The organism is Acidovorax sp. AC410 (genome assembly GCF_979253235.1).
The window spans coordinates 1,922,924-1,944,848 of record NZ_CEEDCG010000001.1 but is presented as its reverse complement, the minus strand read 5'-3'; the positions used below and the strand labels follow the sequence as shown (position 1 = coordinate 1,944,848).

General features: G+C 70.0%; 22 protein-coding genes. 9 read left to right on the top strand and 13 right to left on the bottom strand.

The genetic code is table 11. The features are described 5' to 3' along the window. Nucleotides 1-13 precede the first annotated feature (13 nt). The 5 genes from AC0IZS_RS08980 to AC0IZS_RS08960 all read left to right on the top strand — a co-directional run bounded on the left by AC0IZS_RS08980 (nucleotide 14) and on the right by AC0IZS_RS08960 (nucleotide 4,936). Nucleotides 14-1,249, top strand: a complete 1,236-nt coding sequence (locus AC0IZS_RS08980) for a diaminopropionate ammonia-lyase (RefSeq protein WP_471635318.1) — start codon at nucleotides 14-16, stop codon at nucleotides 1,247-1,249. 32 nt (nucleotides 1,250-1,281) lie between these two features. After that, a complete protein-coding gene (locus AC0IZS_RS08975) occupies nucleotides 1,282-2,007 on the top strand; it encodes an aldolase (protein ID WP_471635317.1) in 726 nt (241 codons plus the stop codon). A gap of 81 nt (nucleotides 2,008-2,088) precedes the next feature. Further along, on the top strand, nucleotides 2,089-2,988 hold the full coding sequence (locus tag AC0IZS_RS08970; protein WP_471635316.1) for an RNA polymerase sigma-70 factor: 900 nt from the start codon (nucleotides 2,089-2,091) through the stop codon (nucleotides 2,986-2,988). 129 nt (nucleotides 2,989-3,117) lie between these two features. Beyond that, a complete protein-coding gene (locus AC0IZS_RS08965; RefSeq protein WP_471635315.1) occupies nucleotides 3,118-3,576 on the top strand; it encodes a carboxymuconolactone decarboxylase family protein in 459 nt (152 codons plus the stop codon). Between the two features lie 127 nt (nucleotides 3,577-3,703). Then, nucleotides 3,704-4,936: a GAF domain-containing sensor histidine kinase gene (locus AC0IZS_RS08960; protein WP_471635314.1), complete on the top strand. Its 1,233-nt coding sequence runs from the start codon at nucleotides 3,704-3,706 to the stop codon at nucleotides 4,934-4,936. Nucleotides 4,937-4,947: 11 nt separating this feature from the next. On the opposite strand, the gene AC0IZS_RS08955 is transcribed toward AC0IZS_RS08960, so the two are convergent. The 7 genes from AC0IZS_RS08955 to AC0IZS_RS08925 all read right to left on the bottom strand — a co-directional run bounded on the left by AC0IZS_RS08955 (nucleotide 4,948) and on the right by AC0IZS_RS08925 (nucleotide 11,651). After that, nucleotides 4,948-6,162, bottom strand: a complete 1,215-nt coding sequence (locus tag AC0IZS_RS08955) for an FAD-dependent oxidoreductase (protein WP_471635313.1) — start codon at nucleotides 6,160-6,162, stop codon at nucleotides 4,948-4,950. Continuing rightward, the gene (locus AC0IZS_RS08950) at nucleotides 6,159-7,097 is read right to left on the bottom strand and encodes an ornithine cyclodeaminase family protein (protein WP_471635312.1); all 939 of its coding nucleotides are present in this window, start codon (nucleotides 7,095-7,097) and stop codon (nucleotides 6,159-6,161) included. Before AC0IZS_RS08950 ends, AC0IZS_RS08955 begins: the two co-directional genes overlap by 4 nt. Nucleotides 7,098-7,133: 36 nt before the next feature. Continuing rightward, nucleotides 7,134-8,015 (bottom strand): amino acid ABC transporter substrate-binding protein, encoded by an 882-nt coding sequence (locus AC0IZS_RS08945; RefSeq protein ID WP_471635311.1) that lies wholly within the window; start codon nucleotides 8,013-8,015, stop codon nucleotides 7,134-7,136. An 81-nt stretch (nucleotides 8,016-8,096) separates the two neighbouring features. Beyond that, nucleotides 8,097-9,500, bottom strand: coding sequence for an amidase (locus tag AC0IZS_RS08940; protein WP_471635310.1), 1,404 nt, complete (start codon nucleotides 9,498-9,500; stop codon nucleotides 8,097-8,099). Nucleotides 9,501-9,517: 17 nt separating this feature from the next. After that, nucleotides 9,518-10,204, bottom strand: coding sequence for an amino acid ABC transporter permease (locus tag AC0IZS_RS08935; RefSeq protein WP_471635309.1), 687 nt, complete (start codon nucleotides 10,202-10,204; stop codon nucleotides 9,518-9,520). Continuing rightward, nucleotides 10,201-10,866, bottom strand: coding sequence for an amino acid ABC transporter permease (locus tag AC0IZS_RS08930; protein ID WP_471635308.1), 666 nt, complete (start codon nucleotides 10,864-10,866; stop codon nucleotides 10,201-10,203). The genes AC0IZS_RS08935 and AC0IZS_RS08930 overlap by 4 nt, the downstream gene beginning before the upstream one ends. Next, nucleotides 10,863-11,651, bottom strand: coding sequence for an amino acid ABC transporter ATP-binding protein (locus tag AC0IZS_RS08925; RefSeq protein WP_471635307.1), 789 nt, complete (start codon nucleotides 11,649-11,651; stop codon nucleotides 10,863-10,865). Before AC0IZS_RS08925 ends, AC0IZS_RS08930 begins: the two co-directional genes overlap by 4 nt. Before the next feature lie 153 nt (nucleotides 11,652-11,804). On the opposite strand from AC0IZS_RS08925, the gene AC0IZS_RS08920 reads away from it, so the two are divergent. Beyond that, nucleotides 11,805-12,947 carry a GlxA family transcriptional regulator gene (locus AC0IZS_RS08920; RefSeq protein ID WP_471635306.1) on the top strand — a complete coding sequence of 381 codons (1,143 nt, stop codon included), beginning with the start codon at nucleotides 11,805-11,807 and terminating at the stop codon, nucleotides 12,945-12,947. On the opposite strand, the gene AC0IZS_RS08915 is transcribed toward AC0IZS_RS08920, so the two are convergent. Together AC0IZS_RS08915 and AC0IZS_RS08910 are read right to left on the bottom strand one after the other, a co-directional pair. Next, complete coding sequence (locus tag AC0IZS_RS08915; RefSeq protein WP_471635305.1) at nucleotides 12,923-14,578, bottom strand: methyl-accepting chemotaxis protein; 1,656 nt, start codon at nucleotides 14,576-14,578, stop codon at nucleotides 12,923-12,925. The genes AC0IZS_RS08920 and AC0IZS_RS08915 overlap by 25 nt on opposite strands. 104 nt (nucleotides 14,579-14,682) lie before the next feature. Continuing rightward, nucleotides 14,683-15,552 carry an ABC transporter substrate-binding protein gene (locus tag AC0IZS_RS08910; protein ID WP_471635304.1) on the bottom strand — a complete coding sequence of 290 codons (870 nt, stop codon included), beginning with the start codon at nucleotides 15,550-15,552 and terminating at the stop codon, nucleotides 14,683-14,685. A 179-nt stretch (nucleotides 15,553-15,731) separates the two neighbouring features. Between AC0IZS_RS08910 and AC0IZS_RS08905 the strand changes: the two genes are divergently transcribed. The 3 genes from AC0IZS_RS08905 (at nucleotide 15,732) to gstA (ending at nucleotide 17,770) form a co-directional block, all read left to right on the top strand. Beyond that, nucleotides 15,732-16,172 carry a GNAT family N-acetyltransferase gene (locus tag AC0IZS_RS08905; RefSeq protein WP_471635303.1) on the top strand — a complete coding sequence of 147 codons (441 nt, stop codon included), beginning with the start codon at nucleotides 15,732-15,734 and terminating at the stop codon, nucleotides 16,170-16,172. A gap of 111 nt (nucleotides 16,173-16,283) precedes the next feature. After that, nucleotides 16,284-17,054, top strand: a complete 771-nt coding sequence (locus AC0IZS_RS08900; protein WP_057200412.1) for a class II aldolase/adducin family protein — start codon at nucleotides 16,284-16,286, stop codon at nucleotides 17,052-17,054. 107 nt (nucleotides 17,055-17,161) lie between these two features. After that, nucleotides 17,162-17,770: a glutathione transferase GstA gene (gene gstA, locus AC0IZS_RS08895; protein WP_471635302.1), complete on the top strand. Its 609-nt coding sequence runs from the start codon at nucleotides 17,162-17,164 to the stop codon at nucleotides 17,768-17,770. Between the two features lie 31 nt (nucleotides 17,771-17,801). On the opposite strand, the gene AC0IZS_RS08890 is transcribed toward gstA, so the two are convergent. From AC0IZS_RS08890 to AC0IZS_RS08875, 4 genes are all read right to left on the bottom strand, one after another. Then, a complete protein-coding gene (locus AC0IZS_RS08890; protein WP_471635301.1) occupies nucleotides 17,802-18,683 on the bottom strand; it encodes an ABC transporter permease subunit in 882 nt (293 codons plus the stop codon). A 4-nt stretch (nucleotides 18,684-18,687) separates the two neighbouring features. Continuing rightward, nucleotides 18,688-19,524 carry a taurine ABC transporter ATP-binding protein gene (locus tag AC0IZS_RS08885; RefSeq protein ID WP_471635300.1) on the bottom strand — a complete coding sequence of 279 codons (837 nt, stop codon included), beginning with the start codon at nucleotides 19,522-19,524 and terminating at the stop codon, nucleotides 18,688-18,690. Continuing rightward, a complete protein-coding gene (tauA, locus tag AC0IZS_RS08880; protein ID WP_471635299.1) occupies nucleotides 19,514-20,527 on the bottom strand; it encodes a taurine ABC transporter substrate-binding protein in 1,014 nt (337 codons plus the stop codon). Before tauA ends, AC0IZS_RS08885 begins: the two co-directional genes overlap by 11 nt. A gap of 139 nt (nucleotides 20,528-20,666) precedes the next feature. After that, complete coding sequence (locus tag AC0IZS_RS08875; RefSeq protein ID WP_471635298.1) at nucleotides 20,667-21,893, bottom strand: YbfB/YjiJ family MFS transporter; 1,227 nt, start codon at nucleotides 21,891-21,893, stop codon at nucleotides 20,667-20,669. Nucleotides 21,894-21,925 lie beyond the last annotated feature (32 nt).

Here is a 21,925-nt window from a genome sequence, read left to right as displayed (position 1 = left end):
GAAAACCTTCTCCATGCTGTTCACCAACCCCCAAGCCACACGCCGCCCCTACGATCCCGATCTGCAGCGCGTGATGAACCTCGCCCAGGGCCGCGAAAGCCGCCAGTGGCTCTCCGGCTGGAATCAGCTGCGCCATGGCAGCACGCCGCTGCACGCCCTGCCCCACCTGGCACGGCAGCTCGGGTTGGGTCAGCTTCACCTGAAGGATGAATCGGTGCGCTCGCCGCTCTCCAGCTTCAAGGCACTGGGCGCACCCGTGGCGCTGCTGCGCCTGGTCCTGCGCCAATGGCCCGGCGCAGGCTGGGCGCCGGCGAATCTGCTCGCGCGCCGGCATGCCGCAGCCCTCGCGGATTTCACGGTCATCAGCGCTACCGACGGCAACCACGGCCGGGCCCTGGCCGCCGCAGCGCAGGCCACCGGCTGCCGCTGCGTCATCGTGCTGCATGCCCATGTCAGCGCCGAGCGCGAGCAACCCATCCGCGCGCTGGGCGCAGAGATCGTGCGCATCGCCGGCAACTACGACGATTCCGTGCAGGAGGCCGAGCGCCTGGCACGGGCGCATGGCTGGTGGGTGGTCTCCGACACCTCGTACGACGGCTACGAGGAAATCCCGCGCGACGTGATGCAGGGCTATGGCATCCTGGTCGACGAACTGCTCGAACAAGCCCCCGCGAGTGCCGATGGCGCCTGCCCCTTCACCCATGTGCTGCTGCAGGGCGGCGTGGGTGGCCTGGCCGCCGGTGTCGTGGCGCATTTCTGGGAGCGCCACGGCGCTGCACGCCCGGCCTTCATCACCGTGGAGCCCGAACAGGCCGACTGCCTGCTGCAAAGCGCGATCGCCGGTCGGCCCGCCCGTGCCACGGGCAGCGTGGACTCGGTGATGGCAGGCCTGGCCTGCGGCGAGACCTCGCCCCTGGCCTGGCGCTTCCTGCAGCCTGCGGTGGACCTGTTCATGACCGTGGGCGACGCCCAGGCCGAGGAGGCCATGCGCACCCTGGCCAGCGGTGCAGCGGGCGACATGCCCATCCTCAGCGGCGAATCGGGAGCCGCCGGCCTGGCAGGGCTGGCCGCGCTCATGGCCGACCCGTCGCTGGCAGCCCAGGCCGGCCTGGGCGCCGACGCCCGTGTGCTGCTGATCAGCACCGAAGGCGCCACCGCCCCCGGTGTCTACGAAACCATCACCGGCCGCAGCCCGGCCAGTGTGCTGCAGGCGCAGTCCGCCTGGATGGCACGCCCGTTGCACGGATGACGATGAATGAACCCACGACCCCAGGAACCCCGATGACCCCTTCCACCCCTGATTTCGACGCACCCGAGGTGCACCGCCTGCGCGACGACCTGGCCCTGGCCCTGCGCGCCGCCGCCCACCATGGCCTGTCCGAAGGCGTGTGCAACCATTTCAGCGTCGAACTGCCCGATGGCTCGGGCCGCTTCCTGCTCAACCCGCGCGGCCTGATGTGGAGCGAGGTGCAGGCCGAGGACATCGTGCTCATTGACGAAGAAGGCCGGCGCCTGGCCGGCCGCCATGAGGTCGAGCCCACGGCCATGTTCATCCATGCCGCCATCCACCGCATCTGCAAGAAGGCCTGCGTGCTGCACACCCACATGCCCTACGCCACGGCGCTCACGCTCACCACCGACCGCTGCCTGGACACCATGCTGTCGCAGAACGCCATGCGCTTTCATGGCCGCACCGCGGTGGACCCGCACTACAACGGCTTCGCGCTCGATGTGCGCGAGGGGGAGCGCATCGCCGGCGTGCTGCAAAGCGCGGACATCGGCTTCCTGGGCAACCACGGCGTGGTCGTCTGCGGCGACCGCATCGACTACGCCTACGACGATCTGTACTACCTGGAGCGCGCCTGCATGGCCCAGGTGCTGGCGCAGTCCACCGGCCGCCCCCTGGCCCCGGCCAGCGCCGCGCTGGCGCAGCACGTGGGCGAACAGTCGATGGGCGAACGCCTGCAGTCCGAGCTGTTCTTCGAGGCGCTGCGCAGGACGCTCTGAGCATTTTTGCGGGTCCGGGCTGTCACACAGCGGACCCCTGGCACGTCTGGTTATCGACCAGACTACGCTTGGAGATGCGCCATGACCACCACCCTGCCCCCGGCCTACCGGGCCGATGACACCTTCACCGCCCTGCGCCCGCGCCTTTTCGGCATCGCCTACCGCATGCTCGGCGTGCGCGCCGATGCCGAGGACGTGCTGCAGGATGCCTGGCTGCGCTGGAGCCACGCGGACACCAGCACATTGCAATCGGCCGAGGCCTGGCTGGTCACCGTGGTCACGCGCCTGTCCATCGACCGGCTGCGCGCCGCCAAGGCCGAACGCGAGGCCTATGTGGGCTGGTGGTTGCCCGAACCCCTGGTGGAGCCACTCGACCACCGCACACCCGAGGCCGCGGCAGAGCTGGCGGGCGAGCTCTCGGTCGCCTTCCTGTACGTGCTCGAACGCCTGGGACCCGAGGAGCGCGCCGCCTTCCTGCTGCGCCAGGTGTTCGACTACGACTACCCCGAGATCGCCGCCCAGCTGGGAAAGACCGAGGCCACCTGCCGCCAGATGGTGCACCGCGCCAGCGAGCGCGTGCAGCAGGCGCGCACCCGCTTCGAGGTGCCGCGGGGCGTGCACCACCAACTGCTCGAACGCTTCATCGCCGCCGCCCACAGCGGCCGGCGCGATGCCATAGAGGCCCTGCTGTCCGAAGACGCCATGCTGATCGGCGACGGCGGCGGCAAGGTGCAGTCCTTCCCGCACCCGCTGGTGGGCGCCTTCCGCATCGCCAACCTGTTCTGGGCCCAGTGGCGGCGCATGGCCGAGCAGGTGGTCTACCGCCCGGTTCTGATCAATGGCGAGCCGGGCCTGCTGCGCTACATCGACGGCCGGCTCGAATCGGCCCAGGCCATCGTCACCGACGGCGAGCGCATCGTCGCCATCTACGCGATCCGCAACCCGGACAAGCTGCAAGGGATCCCGCTCACCCTGGCCTGAAGAATTTTTCGGCCGGGCTGTCACAACCCGCCAGCCTGGCCCGTCTTGAGAGGTATGGAAGGCCGCAAACGATGCAATGCCTTCCACGAAGCACGTTCACCCCTTCATCACCACCGAGGAGTTTTCACCATGTCCCAGCACACCGCCCGCCTGCCCTACCACCAGCTTGCCAACAAGGCCTTCATGGGCCTCGTGAACCTGTCCGAAACCGTCAAGAAGGGCAGCATCGGCACCCGCCTGGCCGAACTCGTCTTCCTGCGCGTGTCGCAGATCAACGGCTGCGCCTACTGCATGGACATGCACTGGAGCTACCTGGTCAAGGACGGCATGGACCCGCGCCACCTCAACGCCGTGGCCGGCTGGCGCGAAGCCCCCTTCTTCAGCGAGCGTGAACGCGCCGCCTTCCGCTGGGCCGAGATCATCACCGCCACGCCGCACAGCGATGCCAGCGACGAGGAGTTCGCCCTGCTCAAGGCACAGTTCAACGACACCGAAATCGCCGAGCTGGGCTTTGCCATCGGCGTCATCAACGCCTGGAACCTGATCAACGCAGGCATGCGCGCCCCCATCCCGCTCCAGGCCGGCTGAACGCGCGAGTTTGCCCACCCTCAGCCAAGGTCGGCGACAATACGGGGCCGGCCGGTTTGGTGCGGCCCGGATCCTGATGCGCGCCCTGCCTCGGACCCCAGCGAGCCCCCTGGCGCAAAGGACCGGCATGCCGATCGCCCCGCAGGAGCTGGTGGCCCACCTGGACCCCCTGGTTTCCGATCCCCGCCGGCTCGCCGCCGTCCACAGCATCGCGCTGCTGGACAGCCCGACGGAAGAGACCTTCGATTCGATGAGCCGTCTGGCCGTGAACCTGGTGGGCGCGCCCGCGAGCTTCCTGTCCATCGTCGACGCCGAGCGTGACTTCTACAAGAGCGCGCACGGCTTTCCGCAAGAGCTGGCCTCCGCCCGCGAGGTCCACGGCCGCACCTTCTGCCACTACGCCATTGCCAGCACCGATCCGCTGGTGATCGAAGACACCCACGCCGACCCGCTGTGGCGCGCCGTGCCCATCGTCGACAGCCTGGACGTGCGCGCCTACGTGGGCGTGCCCCTCATCGTCGACGGCCAACCCATCGGAAGTTTCTGCGTCATCGACAACCAGCCGCGCAGCTGGACCGAGACCGAGATCGAGACCCTCGTGCAGCTCGCCAAGGCCGCCGCGCGCGAGATCCAGCTGCGCAGCGCACTCAAGGAGTCCGAGGCCAACGCCGAACGCGCCCATGCGCTGGCCAAGGCCAACGAAGAGCTGCTGGCGGTGGTGGCGCACGACCTGCGCTCGCCGCTGCAGGTGATGGGACTGAACGCCACCCTGCTCACGCGTGCGGGCCATGCACCCTCGCTGCCGGCCATCCGCCGCATCGAGGGCGCCATCGCCTCCATGAAGCGCCTGGTGGACGACCTGCTGTCGACCCACGCCGTCGACAGCCGCGAGCGCACCCTGTGCGAGACCATCGCACCGGCCCGGCTGCTTGCCGATGCGGCAGACGCCATGGGCATGGTGGCCGAGCGCGCCGGCATCCAGTTGCACCTGGTGCCCGGGCAGGCGGGCGAGGTCTTCGTGGACTATGCGCAGCTGCTGCGCGTGCTGTGCAACCTGATCGGCAACTGCGTCAAGTACTGCCCTTCGGGCAGCACCGTCTCCCTCAGCGCGACGGAGACTGCGGACAGCATCGTCATCCGCGTCACCGACGACGGCCCCGGAATGGGCGATGCCGAGCAGTCATGCGCCTTCGAGCGCGGCTGGCAGGGCAGTGCCGGCGTGGCCGGCCAGGACGGCGCAGGCCTGGGCCTGTGGATCGTGCGCACCCTGGTCGAACAGAACCAGGGCCGCGTCGCGCTGCACAGCGCAGCCGGCCAGGGCACCGAGGTCGCCGTGCGCCTGCCGCGCCACCGCAGCTGAGCCCACCTGCGCTAGTGCGGCCGAAGCATCTGCTGAGACAGCGCCGCAGCGCTACCCGCCGCCAACGTGAGACCCAGCGCACCGTGCCCCACGTTCAGGTACACGTTGCTCTCGCGCCAGCGCCCGACGATGGGCACCGAGGTCGGTGTCGCAGGCCGCAGGCCCGCCCACACCACGGGGGCGTCGAGCGCGCACAGGCCCGGGTAGGTCTGTGCCACCGCGTCCACCATGGCCTGCACGCGCGCGGGCGCCACCGACAGGCCCGTGGCCCCCACCTCGGCCATCGCCGCCACGCGCAGGTGCCCGCCCAGTGGCGCGAACACCGTCTTGCGCGCGAGGTCCGTCACGCTGGCACGCGGCCGGTGCACACCCGCGCTGAACGGCACCGTGATGCTGTAGCCCTTGATGGGCTCGATCGGCAGGCGCAGGCCCAGCGCGGCTGCCAGGGCCGGTGCACGCGGGCCGCAGGCCAGCACGAAGGCGTCGGCCGCGATGTCGCCGACACCGGTCTGCACGGCCACCACGCGCGCACCCTGGCGCACGAATCCCTGCGCCTGCACACCCAGTGACAGCGTGCCGCCCATGCGTTGCACGCTGGCCGCCAGATCCAGGCACAGGCGGTGCGGGTCTCCCACACATTCGTCGTGCGTCCACACACCGCCGGCAAACTGCAGCGCCATGGCGCCGCGCAGCGCGGGCTCCCTGTCCAGGCATTCCCGCATGCCCAGCACCTCCTGCCGGCAGCCCATGCCGGCCTGCAGGCGCACCTGGCGCTCCTGGTGGCGCAGCGATGCGGCCGTGGGGCACAGCACCAGCTTGCCGTTCTCGGCAAAGCCGAAGTCCCAGCGCTCGTCCTGCATCCACTGCGCCAGGGTGGCGCGGCTGGCCTGCGCCAGCTGCAGCAGCTGCGCCGTGCCCCGCAGCGACTGCCGCGCCGTGCAGGCACGCAGGAACTGCAGCCCCCAGGCCCACTGCCGCCAGTCCCAGCGCGGATGAAAGCGCACGGCCGATCCGCGCGCAAGCAGCAGCCCCGGTAGCGCCCGCAGCGTGGCCGGCGAGGCAAAGGGCTCCACGTAGCTGTAGCTCAGCTGCGCGCCGTTGGCGTAGCTCGTGGCCAGGCCCGGCGCGTGCGCGGCATCGATCAACTGCACCTCGCAGCCCTGGCGCGCGAGCTGGTAGGCCGTGGCGCATCCGATGATGCCCGCGCCGATGACACAGACCTTCATTGCCGCAGCTCCCCACCATGGAGCACGCGCTCCACCGCCAGCTGCGCCACCGCCACGTCGGCCAGGCCGATGCCCACCGACTTGAAGACGGTAATGGCCGGGCCAGCCGGACGCCAGGGTGCCTCGCCGGCATAGAGTTCGGGCAGGTCCACGAAGGGTGCATGGCTGCTGCGCCCCTGCCACAGCACGATCTCGCCGGCCTCGGCCAGGCTCTGCGGCTTCCACTCCACGATGATGCGGCCCGCCCGATCCATGGCGGTGTCATCCAGCTCGCGCCCCTTGGGCGTGCTGGTGCCGATGGCCGAGACGAAGGCGCCCGGTGCCAGCCATGCACCATCGAACACCGGCGTGGCCGAGCGCGTCGCGGTGACCACGATGTCGGCGCCGCGCACCGCCGCCTCGGGCGTGGTGAAGGCCACGCGGCTGCCCGTGCGCGCGGCCAGGGCCTGGGCCCAGGCCGAATCACCGGCCGGGTCCACCAGAGCGATTTCCTCGAAATCGAACCACCCGCACAGCGCATCGGCCTGCGCCCGCCCCTGCAGCCCGGTGCCCAACAGCGCCAGCTTGCGCGGGCGCAGTGCCGCGGCCTTGGACGCCACCAGCGTGGTGATGGCCGCCGTGCGCAGCCGCGTGAGCTCGTTGCCGTCGAGCACGGCCAGCGGTTGATTGCTTTGGAGGTCGAACAGCACGATGGAGAAGCTGAACTGCCCACGCACCGTGGGATAGACCTTGACCCCGGCAACGGCCCGGTCAGCCCAGACGGCCCCCATGGTGCTCAGCCGCAGGTCGCGGCAGTCGGTGCGCTGGCGCCGGTGCACGGCCGCGCCGCCAGAGGCCAGGCTGGCGAAGGCCTCGCCGAGCACCGCGGCAACGCAGCGGTAGTCGAGGGCCTCGGCCACCTGCCGATCGCTGATGAAGGGAATGCTGCTGCTCATGGAAACACCTCAGGAAGGGAAAGAACAAAAAAGGGCTCAGGGAATGCCGTACTTGTTGGGGTAGCGGATGTTTTCGCGCATGTGCGCGCTCATCGGTATGCGCAGCGTGGCCGTGTCGAACCACTTGCGGTACAGCGCCGCCAGCTCGCCCGAGTGCATGAGGCCCAGCACCGTGCGGTCCACGATCTCGCGCAGCGGCGCGTCGTCCTTGGGCAGCATGAAGGCGTAGGGCTCCACCGTGAGGTGCCGACCGGTCACATGCAGGCTGTCACGCGCGGGCGATGCGGCGATCAGCCCATACAGCAGCACGTCGTCCTGCGCAAAGGCATCCACCTGGCCCTGCTCCACCAGGCGCACGCCCTCGGCGTCGGTGGCTACCACGGTCACCGCGATCTCCTGCTCGCGCTGCGCGCGCTGCACCGTCTCCTGCGCGGTCGTGCCGTTGCTCACCGCGATGCGCCGCCGCCACAGGCTGGGCACGCCGTCGAGCTGCACCGACTGGCGTGCCAGCAAGCGCACGCCCGTGGTGAACAGCGTGTGCGAGAAATCCACCTCCTTTTGCCGGCCCACGGTGTTGGTGTTGCCCCCGCACTCGATGTCGATGCTGCCGGCCTTGAGCAGGGGAATGCGCTGCGCCGCCTCCAGCGGCCGAAAGTCCACGCGCAGGTCGGGGCGGGCAAGGGCCCGGCGCATGGCCTCGACCACCTTCATGCACACGTCGATCGAATAGCCCACCGTGTTGCCGGCCGCATCGCGAAAAGCGAAGGTGCCGGGCGTGGGGATGTAGCCCACGTGCACCGTACCGCTGCGCGCGATGCGCGCCAGCGCCCCGTCCCTGGCCTGGGCCTGGCACGCCAGGCCCAGCAAGGACAGGACAGCGAAAGCCGCCAGGGACTTCGACAGCAGGGTGACAGGCATGGATCGCTCCTTCGGGAAAAAGCCGCCCCCCGCCGTGCGCAGGGCACGGACGACAGGCAAAGGGACAGGGGAGGCGCCGGGCTAACCCAGCCCCGGCGGCACGGCCAAGTGCCAGCGCGTGGCGCGCTCGAAGGCATGGCCCACGCGCAGAGCCGTGGCCTCGTCGAAGGGCCGGGCAATGAGCTGCAGCGACACCGGCAGCCCCAAGCCCGTGAAGCCTGCCGGCACGGCCACCGAGCACAGGTCCAGCAGGTTCACGAAGCGGCCGAAGCGCGACAGCGGCGTGGCCAGCTCGTCCACCTCGGCCAGCGGAATCGCCGCGATGGCATTGGTCGGAAAAGCGCAGACGTCCACACCGTCCATCGCTGCCAGCATGTCGCTCCGGGCCTGCTCGCGCGCCTTGAGCAGGTGGATGTACTGGGCCGCGCCGATGTCGCGCCCAAGCAGGATGCGCCGGCGCACATGCGGGTCGAACTCCAGCCCCTCCTGCTCGAACAGATCGCCCAGGTTCGCATAGCCCTCCGCGCTCATCAGGCTGCCGGCCACGCGCATGGATTCGGCGCAGCTTTGCGGCAGCGCCCGCTCCACGCGCTGCATGCCCAGGCCCTCCAGCACCCGCACGGCCGCGTCGTAGGCGGCCAGCACCTCGGCGTCCACGTCCACGCGCTCGGCCTCGGGCAGCGTCCACACCCGCATGCCGCCCACGCCGCGGGCCGCGTCCAGCTGCGGCAGCACCGCACGCACGGGGGCCGGCAGCGATGCGCCGTCGCGCGGGTCGGGGCCCGAGAGCACGTCCAGCAGGATGGCGCTGTCGCGCACCGTGCGCGTGAGCGGCCCCACCGTGTCGTGCGTGGGGCACAGCTCGATGAGCCCGTGGCGGCTGATCAGCCCGCGCGTGGTCTTCAGGCCCACCACCCCGCACAGGCCCGCCGGTATGCGCACCGAGCCGCCCGTGTCGGTGCCGATGCTGGCCGAGCACAGCCCGGCCGCCAGCGCCACGGCCGAGCCGCTGCTGCTGCCGCCGGGCGTGCGGTGGGTGCCCAGGTCCCAGGGGTTCCAGGGCGTGCCCATCGCGGCATTCGTACCCCAGCCGCCAAAGGCGAACTCCACCGTGTGCGTCTTGCCGATGACCACCGCGCCGGCCGCGCGCAGGCGCTCCACCACCGCGGCACTGATCGCCGAGGTGCGCGGCGGCCGCGCCCTGGAGCCGGCCGCGATGGGCTTGCCGTGCACCTCGAACAGGTCTTTCACGGCCACTGTCACGCCGTGCAGCGGCCCCAGGCGCACGCCGGCGCGCGCCATCTGGTCCAGGCCGCGCGCACTGGCACGGGCCTCGTCGGCATACACGTCGGTGAAGGCGTGCAGCTGCCCGTCGTGGCGCGCAATGCGTGCCAGCTGCGCCTCCAGCAGCGCCTCGCTGGACAGCTCTCCGCGCTGGATGGCGCTGGCCAGCTGTTCCAGCGGCGCATAGGTCATGGATGTCATGGGGTCCTTCGGGATGTTCATGCCGCACCCACCGTGCGGCGCCCATGGGCCAGGCGGCGTTCCAGCAGCCGCGAGAGCATGGACAGGGGAAAGGCGATGGCGAAATACAGCAGCCCCACCAGGACGAAGATGTGCAGCGGCAGGAAGTACTCGCTGGACAGGGCCTTGGCCGTGAGCATCAGCTCGTTGGTGGCGATCAGCGCGCACAGCGAGCTGTCCTTGAGCAGCGCGACGTAGCTGTTGAGCAGCGGCGGCAGCATCACCCGCAGGGCCTGCGGCAGCGTGACGTGCAGGAACACCTGGCGCGGCGTGAGCCCCGCGGCCAGCCCCGCCTCGCGCTGCCCGCCATGCACGGATTTCAGGCCGCCGCGCAGCACCTCGGCCACGTAGGCCGAGCCGTGCACCCCGAGGCCAATGGCCCCCGCCCAGTAGCCCGGCAGCGTGATGCCGGCCGCCGGCAGCGCGAAGTAGATGGCCAGCAGCAATGCCAGCAGCGGCACCGCGCGCAGCAGCTGGATGAAGCCGTTGGCCCCGTGGCGCAGCAGCGCCACACCGCTGCGCAGCATCCACACCAGCAAGGCGCCCAGCACCAGCGCGATGGCGAAGCCGATGGCCGAGAGCTCGGCCGTGACGCACGCCGCCTGCGCCAGGCGCGGCCACCATTCGGCCAGGTACTCGGCATAGGTCGCAAGAAAGGCGTTCATCGCGCACCCCCTGCCGTGCGGCGTTCCAGCCGCGCAAAGGCCCAGCTGATGGGCAGCACCATGGCCGCATACAGCAGCATGGCGGTCAGGTAGATCAGCGGCGTCTCGAAGGTCGAGGTGACCAGGTTGCGTGCGTAGAACATGACCTCGGGCGCCGCGATGGCCGAGGCGATTGACGTGTCCTTGACCAGCTGGCTCGCGTAGTTGCCCAGCGAGGGCAAGGTCACGCGCAGCATCTGCGGCAGCAGCACGCTGCGCAGCGCCTGCGCCGGCGTCAGGCCCACGGCCAGGGCTGCCTCGCGCTGGCCCGCATGCAGGCAGCGCAGGCCCGCCGCGAACACCTCGCACAGGACCGCGGCACCCACCAGGCCCAGGCCGATCACCGCAGCCGTGAGCGGCGACAGCCGCACGCCCACCGAGGCCAGGCCGAAGTACAGCACGAATAGGTGCGCCAGCGCCGGCACGTTGCGCATCCATTCGATATAGACCGCGATGGCGGCCTGCAGCGCACGCTGGCGTGCGAACACCACCAGCAGCGCCAGCAGCAGGCCCAGGCTGGCAGCCAGCAGGCCCGCGCCCAGGGCCACCTGCGCCGCCGTGAGTGCGCCGCGCGCCAGCGTGGAGACAATGAGGGTGAGGGTGTCGATGCCCGGCATGCTCATGCCCCCAGCCCGGCCTCGGCACCCACCTGGCCCAGGAAGCTGCGCGTGCGCTCCATGCGCGGCTGGTTGATCACCTGCGCGGCGGGCCCCTCCTCCACGATGTGCCCGCCGTCCATGAAGATCACGCGGTCAGCCACGTCGCGCGCGAAGCGGATCTCGTGCGTCACCAGGATCATCGAGCGGCCCTCCTCGGCCAGCTCGCGGATGACCCCCAGCACCTCGCCCACCAGCTCCGGGTCGAGCGCCGAGGTGGGCTCGTCGAACAGGATCAGCCGGGGTTTCTGCGCCAGTGTGCGCGCAATGGCCACGCGCTGCTGCTGCCCGCCCGAGAGCTGCTCGGGGTAGGCGTCGGCCTTGTGGCGCAGGTGCACCTTGTCCAGCATCTCCTCGGCCAGCGCATGGGCCTCGTCGCGCCGCATGCCCGCGGCCTTGATGGACGCCAGCGCCACGTTGTCGCGCACGGTGAGGTGCGGCCACAGGTAGAACAGCTGGAACACCATGCCGATCTCGCGGCGCTGCGGCGCCATCTCGGTGTCGGTCATGAAGCGCCAGCCGCCCTTGCGGTCGGGCACCTGGCCGATGCGCTTCGATTCGAGCAGCACCTCGCCGGCCTGCGGCTTTTCCAGGAAGTTCAGGCAGCGCAGGCAGGTCGACTTGCCCGAGCCGCTGGGCCCGATCAGCGACAGCGTCTCTCCCTTTTGCAGGTCGAAGGAAATGCCCTTGAGCACCTCGGCCGGGCCGTAGCTCTTCCTGAGGCCGCTGACTTGAAGCAGGGGATGGTTCACATGGTTCTCCAGACAAAACTGCGGGTGCCGCGGCACGGTCCTTGCAGCCGCACCCCTCGATACCCAGTGCCTCCATGCTAGGAATACCGACCCTCTGTTCATTGCAGGCGGTCGCCGCTATATTGAACGTATGCGACATGCAGGGAAAACCCGATGCCCCCACCCAAAGCGCCCCCCGATGCCCTCTCTGACGAGATTGGTGCAGCCGCGCACCAGGCCAGTGCACAGAACGCAGGCGACATTGGTGCACTGATCGACCGGCTCGACGCCTCACCGCGGACGGCGGCCACGCGCAAGCGGCCCGCCAGCGCATCGGCCACCGAACTGCGCGTGGGCATCCTGCTGTGGCCGCAGTTCCCGCTGCTGTCGCTGGCCGGGCTGTGCGATGGCCTGCGCCACGCGGCCGACGTGGGTGACCAGAGCCGGCAGATCCGCTGCTCGTGGACCATTCTGGGCGTGCCGGGGCAATCGGTGCAGGCCAGCTGCGGCGTGGCCGTGCCGGTGCAGGAATCGCTCTCGTCCGAGTGCGACTACGACTACATCGCCGTCATCGGCGGGCTGCTGCCCGCCATCTCCACCGCGAGCCCGCGCTACCAGGCCTTCCTGCACTTCGCTGCCTCGCTCGGCAAGCCGCTGATCGGCATCTGCACGGGCACCTTCGCACTGGCGCAGGCGGGCCTCATGGCCGGGCGCCGGGCCTGCGTGCACCCCTACCATGTGGAAGACTGGAAGGCCGCCTTCCCGGCCCTCAGCTACAGCACGGACTGCCACTACGTGTTCGACGGCGACCGCATCAGCTGCGCGGGCGGCATCTCCATCGTGGAGCTCACGGCCGAGCTGGTGCGCCTGCATTGCGGGCCCGACCGCGCAGCCAAGGTCATCCACCAGATGACAGTGAACCCGGCCGCCAGCAGCACCCACGTGGCGCGCCGCCATGCCCTGGGCTACGGCACGGCCGACCACGACAAGCTGCGCCAGGCCATCGTGCTGATGGAAAAGAACATCGGCACGCCGCTGGAGATCGCGGTCATCGCGCGGCTGGTGGATTCGAGCAGCCGCCAGCTCGAACGCGTCTTCCTGGCCGAAACGCGCACCACCCCCTCGGAGTACTACCGCAACGCGCGGCTCAAGTACGCACGCTGGATGCTCACCAGCACCGACCTGCCCATCATCACCATCGCCTACGAGTGCGGCTTCTCGGACGCATCGCATTTCATCCGGCACTTCCAGCAGCTGTACGGCATGCCCCCGGGGCGCATGCGCAAGGCGCTTCAGGCCGGAACCGTGGAGGCCTGAAGCCGCGGCCGCGCGCGCACCGGCGCGGCGCGCTGCAGCGGGCCACCGTCGCCAGCGGTGCCCTCTTCGCCATGAAAGCGCGCCACCACCGCCACCAGCCGGCCCGACTGGGCGTGCAGCGCCTCCGACGCGCCACGCGCCTGCCCCACCAGCGCCGCGTTGTGCTGCGTGAACTGGTCGATGCGCGAAAGCACCTCGGTGAGCTGGCGTACGCCTGCATGCTGCTCGGTGCTGGCGGTCTGCACGGCGGCCATGAGCGCGGCGAAGGCGTTGACCGCCCCGATCACGCCGGCCGTCTGCGCGCTTGCGCGCTCCACCATGGCGCGGCAGGCGGCGATCTGTTCGTTCGACTGCGCAATGAGCTGGCGGATCTCCCGCGCCGACGTGGCCGAGTGCAGCGCCAGGCTGCGCACCTCGCTGGCCACCACGGCGAAGCCCCGGCCCTGCTCGCCCGCGCGCGCCGCCTCCACCGCCGCATTGAGCGCCAGGATGTTGGTCTGGAAGGCGATGCCATCGATCACCGCCGTGGTTTCGGCGATGCGCGCGCCGTGGCCGGCCACGGCCAGCATGCTCTGCATGGCGCCGTCGACGATGGCCTGGCCATCGTGCGCCACGCTGCGCGCCGAGGTGGCCAGGGCGTGCGCATCGCGCACGGACTGCTGCGTGTGCCCCATGGTCGCAGCGAACTGCTCCAGCGCCGCGGCCGCCTGCTGCAGCTCGGCCGACTGCATCTCGGTGCGCTGCGACAGGTTGCCCGCCTCGTCCACCAGGCTGCGGCTTTGCAGCGCCACGTCCGCCGAGGCGCTGCGCACCTGCTGCACCGTGTCGGCCAGGCCCGCCACCATGGCGCGCAATGAGGCGATCACCGATCCCTCGGGGGCCACGGCACCCTGCAGGGGTACGGTCAGTTCGCCGCCAGCCACCCGGGCCATGGCCTGCGCCACCGCCGCGGGCTCCGCTCCCAGCCGGCGCGTGAGCGTACGCACCAGCACCACCGCCACAGCGCAGCCCACCAGCAGCACCAGCGCGAGCGAGACCGCCATGCGCACCAGCATGGCCTGCAGCGCGGCGATGGAGGCGGCCGCCGCCTGCTCCACCTGCCGCGCCTGGCCCTCGCGCAGCTGCACCAGTGCCTGCAGGTAGGCCGCTTGCGACTGGCGCAGCGCCCCGGTGAGCATGCCGCGCGCCGGGCCGCGCGCACCGCCCTGCAAATGCGCCAGGAACTGGTCGCGGTCCTGCCGGAAGCGCGTGGCCGCCTGGCCGATGCGCGCCAGCAGCTCGCGTTCGGCCGGCTCCGCCACGGCAGCCTGCAGCGCGTCCATGTGCCGGTCGATGCGCTGCTGCGCGACGTCGATGCGCTGGATCTCGGCCGGCAGGTCCTCCTGCATCTCCACCAGCACCGCATCGCGCAGCGCACGCGACACGGCGCCCACCTCCAGCGACACCTCGCAGGCCGCGCTCCACATCGGCAGGCGCTCGCGGGTGATCGATGCGAACTGCGCATTCGCGGCCAGCCCCGCATGCACCGCAAGCGCCATCGCCATGGCCAGCAGCGCCCCGATGGCGGAAAAGCCCAGGATCAACGACGCGCGAATCGACAGCCCGCGCCCGGCCCGTTCAAGAAGTGCCATGGTGGAGAAGGATGAAAAAAGAAAGAAAAGAGGGGTGAACGGACAAGCCGCATGCGTGCGCGGGGCAGGCATGCGGCTCGTCGGCGATGCAGGCGTTCAGGAGATCACTTGCAGGACGGCAGCTTCCAGTCCGCCGCGCGGTCCACGCCGGCCCGGGCGTTCTGGCCCACAGGGATGTACCAGACGTCCTGCACCAGGCCATAGGTCTTGCCGATCTTGCGCAGCTCGCAGCTGCCCCAGAGCTTGGCGATCTCGGTGTTCACGGCCTTCACCAGCTCGGGGTTGTCCTTGTTCAGGCCGAACACCACCTGGCCCAGCCCCGTGAGCAGCGGGTAGTCGGGCGAGGCATCGCTGAAGGCATTGAACTTGATCTTCCACTGCGGGTTCTGCGAGATCGCGTACTGCATCACCGGCGGGTCGCCGATCACCGCATCGATGCGCCCGGCCAACAGGTCGCGCACGGCCGCGTCCGAGGTGTCGTACAGCGCCAGCTGCAGGCCGCCGATCTTGCGCAGCTCGGGGATGAACGAGAAGCCGGTGATGGTGCCGACCTTCTTGCCCTCCAGGTCCTTCAACTTGCTCCAGTCGGTCTTGTCCGATTGGGTGATGCCGTTCTTGAAGTAGTGGATGGGATCGCTCAGCGCCATGATCCTGGAGCGTTGCTCCGTCCAGCCCATGGTGCCGGCCATCACGTCCACGCGCTTCGATTGCACCGAGGCGATGGTGCCCGACCACTCCATCAGCGCCGGCTTGACCTTGAGCTTGAACGCCTCGGCGATGCGCTGCAGGATCTCGCCGTCATAGCCCACCATCTTGCCGTCCTGGTAACCCGTGCCCGGCATGTCGCCCGAGAAGGCGATGGTGAAACCGCCCTTGTCCACGGTCTCCAGGGCATGGGCCGACAGCCCCAGGGCAGACAGGCAGGTGGCGGCAGCGAACGAGGCCAGCAGCCTCGCGATTTTCAATGTTGGCATGGTGGTGATCTCCAGAAGTCCGGTGGTGGTTCCCTCCCATCGGGCGATGGGGTGAATCGACTGTAGGGACGCCTGCCGCGCGGCGATTGGAGGTGCGCACGGCGAAATGGAATGCCCGCGACATCGCGGGAAAACACCGCTGCAGCAGCCTCGCCGGCTGATCCGTATACTTTTTTGCCATGGACACCACCCTGCGCATCTCCACCGACCCGGCCGAACTCGACGTGGCACTGGTCCACCGCTTCCTGTCCGAACGTTCGACCTGGGCCCGGGGCATTCCGCTGGCCACCGTGCAGCGCGCGCTGGCGCACTCGCTGTGCTTCGGCGGTTTCGTGGGCAACGCCCAGGTGGCGTTCGCGCGCGTCATTTCGGACCGCGCGACCTTCGCCAACCTGGTGGACGTGTTCGTGCTGCCTGCGCACCAGGGCCAGGGCCACGGCAAGCAGCTGGTGGGGGCCGTCATGGCCCACCCCGATCTCCAGGGCCTGCGCCGCTTCAGCCTGGCCACCGGCGATGCCCATCGCCTGTACGCCGGCTTCGGGTTCACCGCGCCGCTGCGGCCCCAGACGCTGATGGAGCGCTACTTCCCCACCATCTACAAAACCGGCACCGCGTCATGAACTGCAGTGCAAGCGCTTTTCTGCGGCTTGTGTAGCCTGCCTGACAGCGCCCGCTGCGCAGGCGGCCTACAGTGGGCTTCCCTTCCAAAGACATACCAGGAGACAAGCCCCATGATCGCCATCCCCTCCCTGCAAGAAAGCGTCAGCCCCGAAGAATGGCAGCTGCGCTGTGACCTGGCCGCCTGCTACCGCCTGGTCGCGCTGTACGGCTGGAGCGACCTGGTGTTCACCCACATCAGCGCCAAGCTGCCCGAATCGGTGTCGGGCCCCGAGCACCAGTTCCTGATCAACCCCTACGGCCTGATGTTCGACGAGATCACTGCATCGAGCCTGATCAAGGTCGACATGCAGTGCAACAAGCTGCACGACTCGCCCTTCCCGGTGAACCCGGCCGGTTTCGTGATCCACAGCGCCGTGCACGAGGCCCGGCACGATGCCCAGTGCGTGCTGCACACCCACACGCGCGCCGGTGTGGCCGTGAGCGCACAGAAATGCGGCGTGCTGCCCATCAGCCAGCAGAGCACCTTCGTGCTCGCCTCGCTGGCCTACCATGGCTACGAGGGCGTGGCCTTCCGTGACGAGGAAAAGCCGCGCCTGCAGGCCGACCTGGGCGAAGCCAACTTCCTCATGCTGCGCAACCACGGCCTGCTCACCGTGGGCAAGTCGATTGCCGACGCCTTCCTGTCGATGTACACCTTCGAGAACACCTGCCGCATCCAGATCGACGCCCAGGCCGGCGGCGAGCTCAACCCGGTGGACCCGCAGATCGTGAGCGGCGTGGCCCAGGCCATGCGCGTGCAGACCGGAGGCCTGGGCGGTGCCTTCGTCTGGCCGTCGCTGTTGCGCAAGGCGCAGCGCGACGCGCCTGGTTACGACAGCTGACACTTGCCCCAGGCAATCCGGGCGGCTTTACCGCCCGGGTCATGCAAAAAGCGGGAGCAGCGCATAGGATCGGGGGTTCCCGCCGTATCCAACCCAGAGGACCCAAAATGAAACTCTACTACTCTCCTGGCGCCTGCTCCCTGTCCCCACACATCGCCCTGCATGAAGCGGGCCTGGCGTTCACGCCCGTGCTGGCCAGCACCAAGAGCCACAAGCTGCAGGACGGCACCGACTACTACACCATCAACCCGCTGGGCTACGTGCCCCTGCTGGAGCTGGACGACGGCACGCGCCTGCGCGAAGGCCCGGCCATCCTGCAGTACATCGCCGACCAGGTGCCGCTGAAGATGCTGGCCCCCCAGAACGGCTCGCTGCAGCGCTACCGCCTGCAGGAATGGCTGACCTTCATCGGCACCGAGATCCACAAGGGCTTCAGCCCCCTGTTCAACCCCGCCACGCCCGAGGACTACAAGACCATCGCGCGCGACAAGCTGCTGCAGCGCCTGCAGTGGGTGGACGGCCAACTGGCGGACAAGCAGTACGTGATGGGCGAGCAGTTCACCGTGGCCGACGGCTACCTGTTCACCGTGACCAACTGGGCCAAGCCGACCAACGTGGACATCTCGGCCTTCACCCACCTGGCGGCCTACCGTGACCGCGTGGCCGCACGCCCCGCCGTGCAGGAAGCCATGAAGGCCGAAGGCCTGCTCAAGTAAGTAGCAAGCAGCAGCCCTCGGGAAAGGGCGGTCAACGCCCTTTCCAGGGGACGAAGCGCTGCTCCAGCCAGCGCATGAGCCAGTCGAAGGTCCAGGCCACGAGGCCGATGACCAGGATGCCCATCACCACCAGGTCGGTGCGCAAAAAGTTGGAGGCGTTGAGCACCATCTGCCCCAGCCCCACGGTGGCCGCCACCATCTCGGCAGCCACCAGCGTGGTCCAGCCGAAGCCGATGGCGATGCGCAGGCCCACCATGATCTCGGGCAGCGCAGCCGGCACGATCACATGCCGCACCAGCTGCCAGCGGCTGGCGCCCAGCGACAGTGCGGCATTGATCTGCTCCACGCTCGCGCTGCGCACGCCGGCCTTCGCGGCCAGCGCGATCGGCGCAAAGCAAGCCAGGTAGATCAACAGGATCTTGGACGCCTCGTCGATGCCCAGCCAGATCACGATCAGCGGCAGGTAGGCCAGCGGCGGCAGGGGGCGATAGAACTCGATGGGCGGGTCGAACACACCGCGCGCCACGCGGCTCACGCCCATGGCGATGCCCACCGGCACGGCCGTGGCAGCAGCCAGCGCGAAGGCGCCGAACACGCGGATCGCGCTCCACTGCAAATGCTTCCACAGCGGCTCACCCCCCTGGATGTTGCCGCGCCAGGCATCGCCGAAGGCGCGCAGCACCGCTTCGGGCGCCGGCAGGAACAGCGGCGGCACCCAGGCGCGCTGGGTGGCCCCCCACCACAGCAGCACCAACACAGCCACGCAGGCTGCGCTGATGGCACGGCTGGGCCCGCTGCCCGGCAGCCGGAACGGCGCCACGGCACGCGGTACGGGTGGGCGCGCCGGCACCTCGGGCACGGCGGCCCCCGGCGCATCGCGGCCGATGCCCGGGATCACCAGGATCTGGGCCATGGCGTCAGGCACTGGCAGGCTCCAGGTGTGCCACGCTCGGCGCGATCCAGTCCAGCACGCGCTCGCGCCAGGCGATGAACTGCGGGTCCGACTTCACGGCGCGCGCGGGCCGGCCCGCCAGGTGCTGGCGGTTGAAGTCCAGCGCATGCTGCTGCGCGATGCGGCCCGGGCGCGGCGTCATCACGACGAGGCGCGAGGCCAGGAACAGCGCCTCCTCCACGTCGTGGGTGATGAAGAAGATGGTCTTGCCGGTGCGCTCCCACAACTGCAGCACCAGCTCCTGCAGCGATTCGCGCGTGAACGCGTCGAGCGCGCCCAGCGGCTCGTCCATGAGCAGCACGTCGGGGTCGCTGGCCAGGGCGCGGGCAATGCCCACGCGCTGCTGCATGCCGCCCGACAGCTGCCACACGGGTGCCTCGCCAAAGTCTTGCAGCCCCACCAGTGCCAGCTTGTCGGCGGCCCGCTGGCGCCGCTCCGCGCGCGGCACGCCGCGCAGGCGCAGGCCCAGCGCCACGTTGTCGACCACGTTGAGCCAGGGCATCAGCGCATGCTTCTGGAACACCACGCCGCGCTCCGCACCCGGCCCCGTCACCTCGCGCCCATGCAGCGTGATGCGGCCCGAGGACGCCTCGGTGAAGCCCGCGATGCAGTTGAGCAGCGTGGTCTTGCCGCAGCCCGAGGCTCCGAGCGCCACCACGAGCTCGCCCTGGGCGATATCGAGGTCCACGTCCTGCAGCGCGAGCACCGGCGACGGGGCCTGGCGCGCGCCCGCATAGCGCACGTTCAGGCCGGTGATCCGCAGCCCGCCCGGGGCTGCGGCAATGCCATCGTCACTTGGCACGCCGCACCCAGGCCGGGTTCACGCCTACGGCGTAGTCGGGCAGCACGTTCTGGATGGTGCCCTGCTCCTTGAGGAAGGCCGCCGTGGCCGCCAGCGATTTGGCCACACCCGAATCCTTGCCACCGCCCAGCCACTGGCTGGACGCCTGCTCGGTGGGCGGCACGAAGGCGTACAGCGCCAGGCTGGCGGGCACCGTGGGGGCTTCGGCCCCGCTCCACTTGGCCAGGGACCTGACCTCGGCCGCATCAGCATTCCACGCGGCCTTGTTGCCGGTGTAGGACTTGTCGGCATCGGCCAGCACCTGCACGAACTGCGCGAGAAAGGCGTCGTGCTCCTTGGCGAAGGCCTTGGTCACAGCCAGGCCGTCGAAGGTGGCCTTGCCGGTCTTGGCCGCGATCTGGCCCGAGGTCACGATGACCTTGCCATTGCCCTTGACCTTGGCCAGCACCGGGTCCCAGACGAAGGTGGCGTCGATGTCGCCGCGCTCCCAGGCCGCCAGGATTTCGGGCGGGCGCAGGTTCAGGATCTGCACGGTCTTGGGATCGACACCCGCGTCCTGCAAAGCCACCAAGGCGTGGAAGTGCGTGGTGGACACATAGGGCAGGCCGATCTTCTTGCCCTTCAAGTCGGCCAGGCTGTTCACGCCCGAGCCGTTGCGCGCCACCAGGGCCTCGGCGTCGTGGATGTTGTCCAGCACCCAGAACACCTCGATGGGCACGCCCTGCGAAATGGCCGAGGCGAACGGCGAGGAACCCGCCTCGCCGATGTGGATGGCCCCCGAGGCGAGCGCGCGCACCACCTCGGCCCCGCTGCCCAGCTTGCGGTAGGTGACCTTGTAGCCGGTGCGCTTCTCGACCTCGCGGGTCTCCTGCGCATGGCGCCAGGGCACCACCATGTCCTGGTAGCCGATCACCACCTCGCGGGTCTGCGCCAGGGCGCCGAAGCCCAGTACCGTGCCCATCAACAGGGCCACGGCCTGGATGCTTGTTCTGCGTGTTGCCATCGGGAATATGTCCTCTCGGGGATCCATGGGAATCGACCGGGCGCGCGCACCCGGCATGAGAGAAAAATTCTAGGCAGCAGGGGCCGCTGCGCCTTGCACTGCTTTCGCGCTTGGATATGCGAAAAGCGTCTATCGCTGGCTACGCGGCGAGGGCCAGCGGCTTTTGCCGCGACGCCACCAGCGCACCCAGCCATAGCGCACAGGCGGAGAACACCAGCCCGCGCGCCAGGCCGCCGGGGCCGTCGGCGATCCAGCCCACCACGGTGGGCCCGACGATCTGCCCGGCCGCGAAGACGATGGTGAAGGCGCTGATGCCGCTGGCCCACAGCGCCTGCGGCAGGTTGTGCCGCACCAGGGCCGTGGTGGAGGCCACCACCGACAGGAACACCGCCCCGAACAGCAGGCCCGAGGCCAGCACCACCGGCCAGGCCGAGGTCAGCGCCGGCAGCACCGTGGCCACGCCCAGCAGGCCATTGAGCAGCGCCAGCGCCTGCCCGCCGCGGCTGCGGTCCAGCAGGCCCGCCCAGATGCGCGAGGACAGCACCACCGCCAGGCCCAGCAGCGCATAGAACCAGGTCACGGCCGTGCCGCTGGCGCCCTGCTCGCGCAGCAGCGCCACCACGAAGGTCATGTAGCCGATATAGCCCACGCCGAACAGGCCATAACCGAGCAAGGCCGGTGCAAAGGGCGCCCAGCGCATGCCGCTGGCCACGGGCTGCGCGGAGGCGGCTGCGGCAACCGGTGCTGCCAGGGCCTGCAGCGCCCGCGCCGGCCACAGCAGCACCAGCGTGGCTGCCACGCAGGCCAGGGCCAGTGCCCACCAGGCCCAGGCCCAGGGGTGCGGGCCCGGTGCAGCGGCCAGCACCGCCGGCACCAGCACCGCCGAGAGGCTGATGCCCCAGCCCGTGCCGCCGTAGTACAGGCCCAGCAGCAGCCCGCTGCGCCCCGGCTGCTGGGCACCCAGGCGCGCCGCGAGCAGGCCCCCGCAGACGAAGACCAGCGCACTCGCCACGCCCGCCAGCAGGCGCTGCACCAAGAGCGGCACGGCATCCACGAAAAAGCCGCACAGCCCCATGAACACCGTGGCCAGCACGGACCCCGCCACGAGCAGGGTGCCGGGCGAAAAGCGGCGCAGCAACATCGGCGTGGCCAGGGCGCCCAGCAGGTAGCCCAGCGCGTTCACGGTGTTCATGGCCCCGGCCAGCGTGTAGGACCAGGAAAGGTCGGCACGCATCGGCGGCAGCAGCAGCGCGTAGGCAAAGCGCGTGATGCCCAGCGACACGGCCGCCCCCATCGACAGGGCCACGGCCAGCCACAGGCCGTTGCGCAGCAGGGCGGACGAAGACGCGGGAACAACGGTGCTCATGGCGGCCATTGTGCCGGGCATGGGCCCACGGC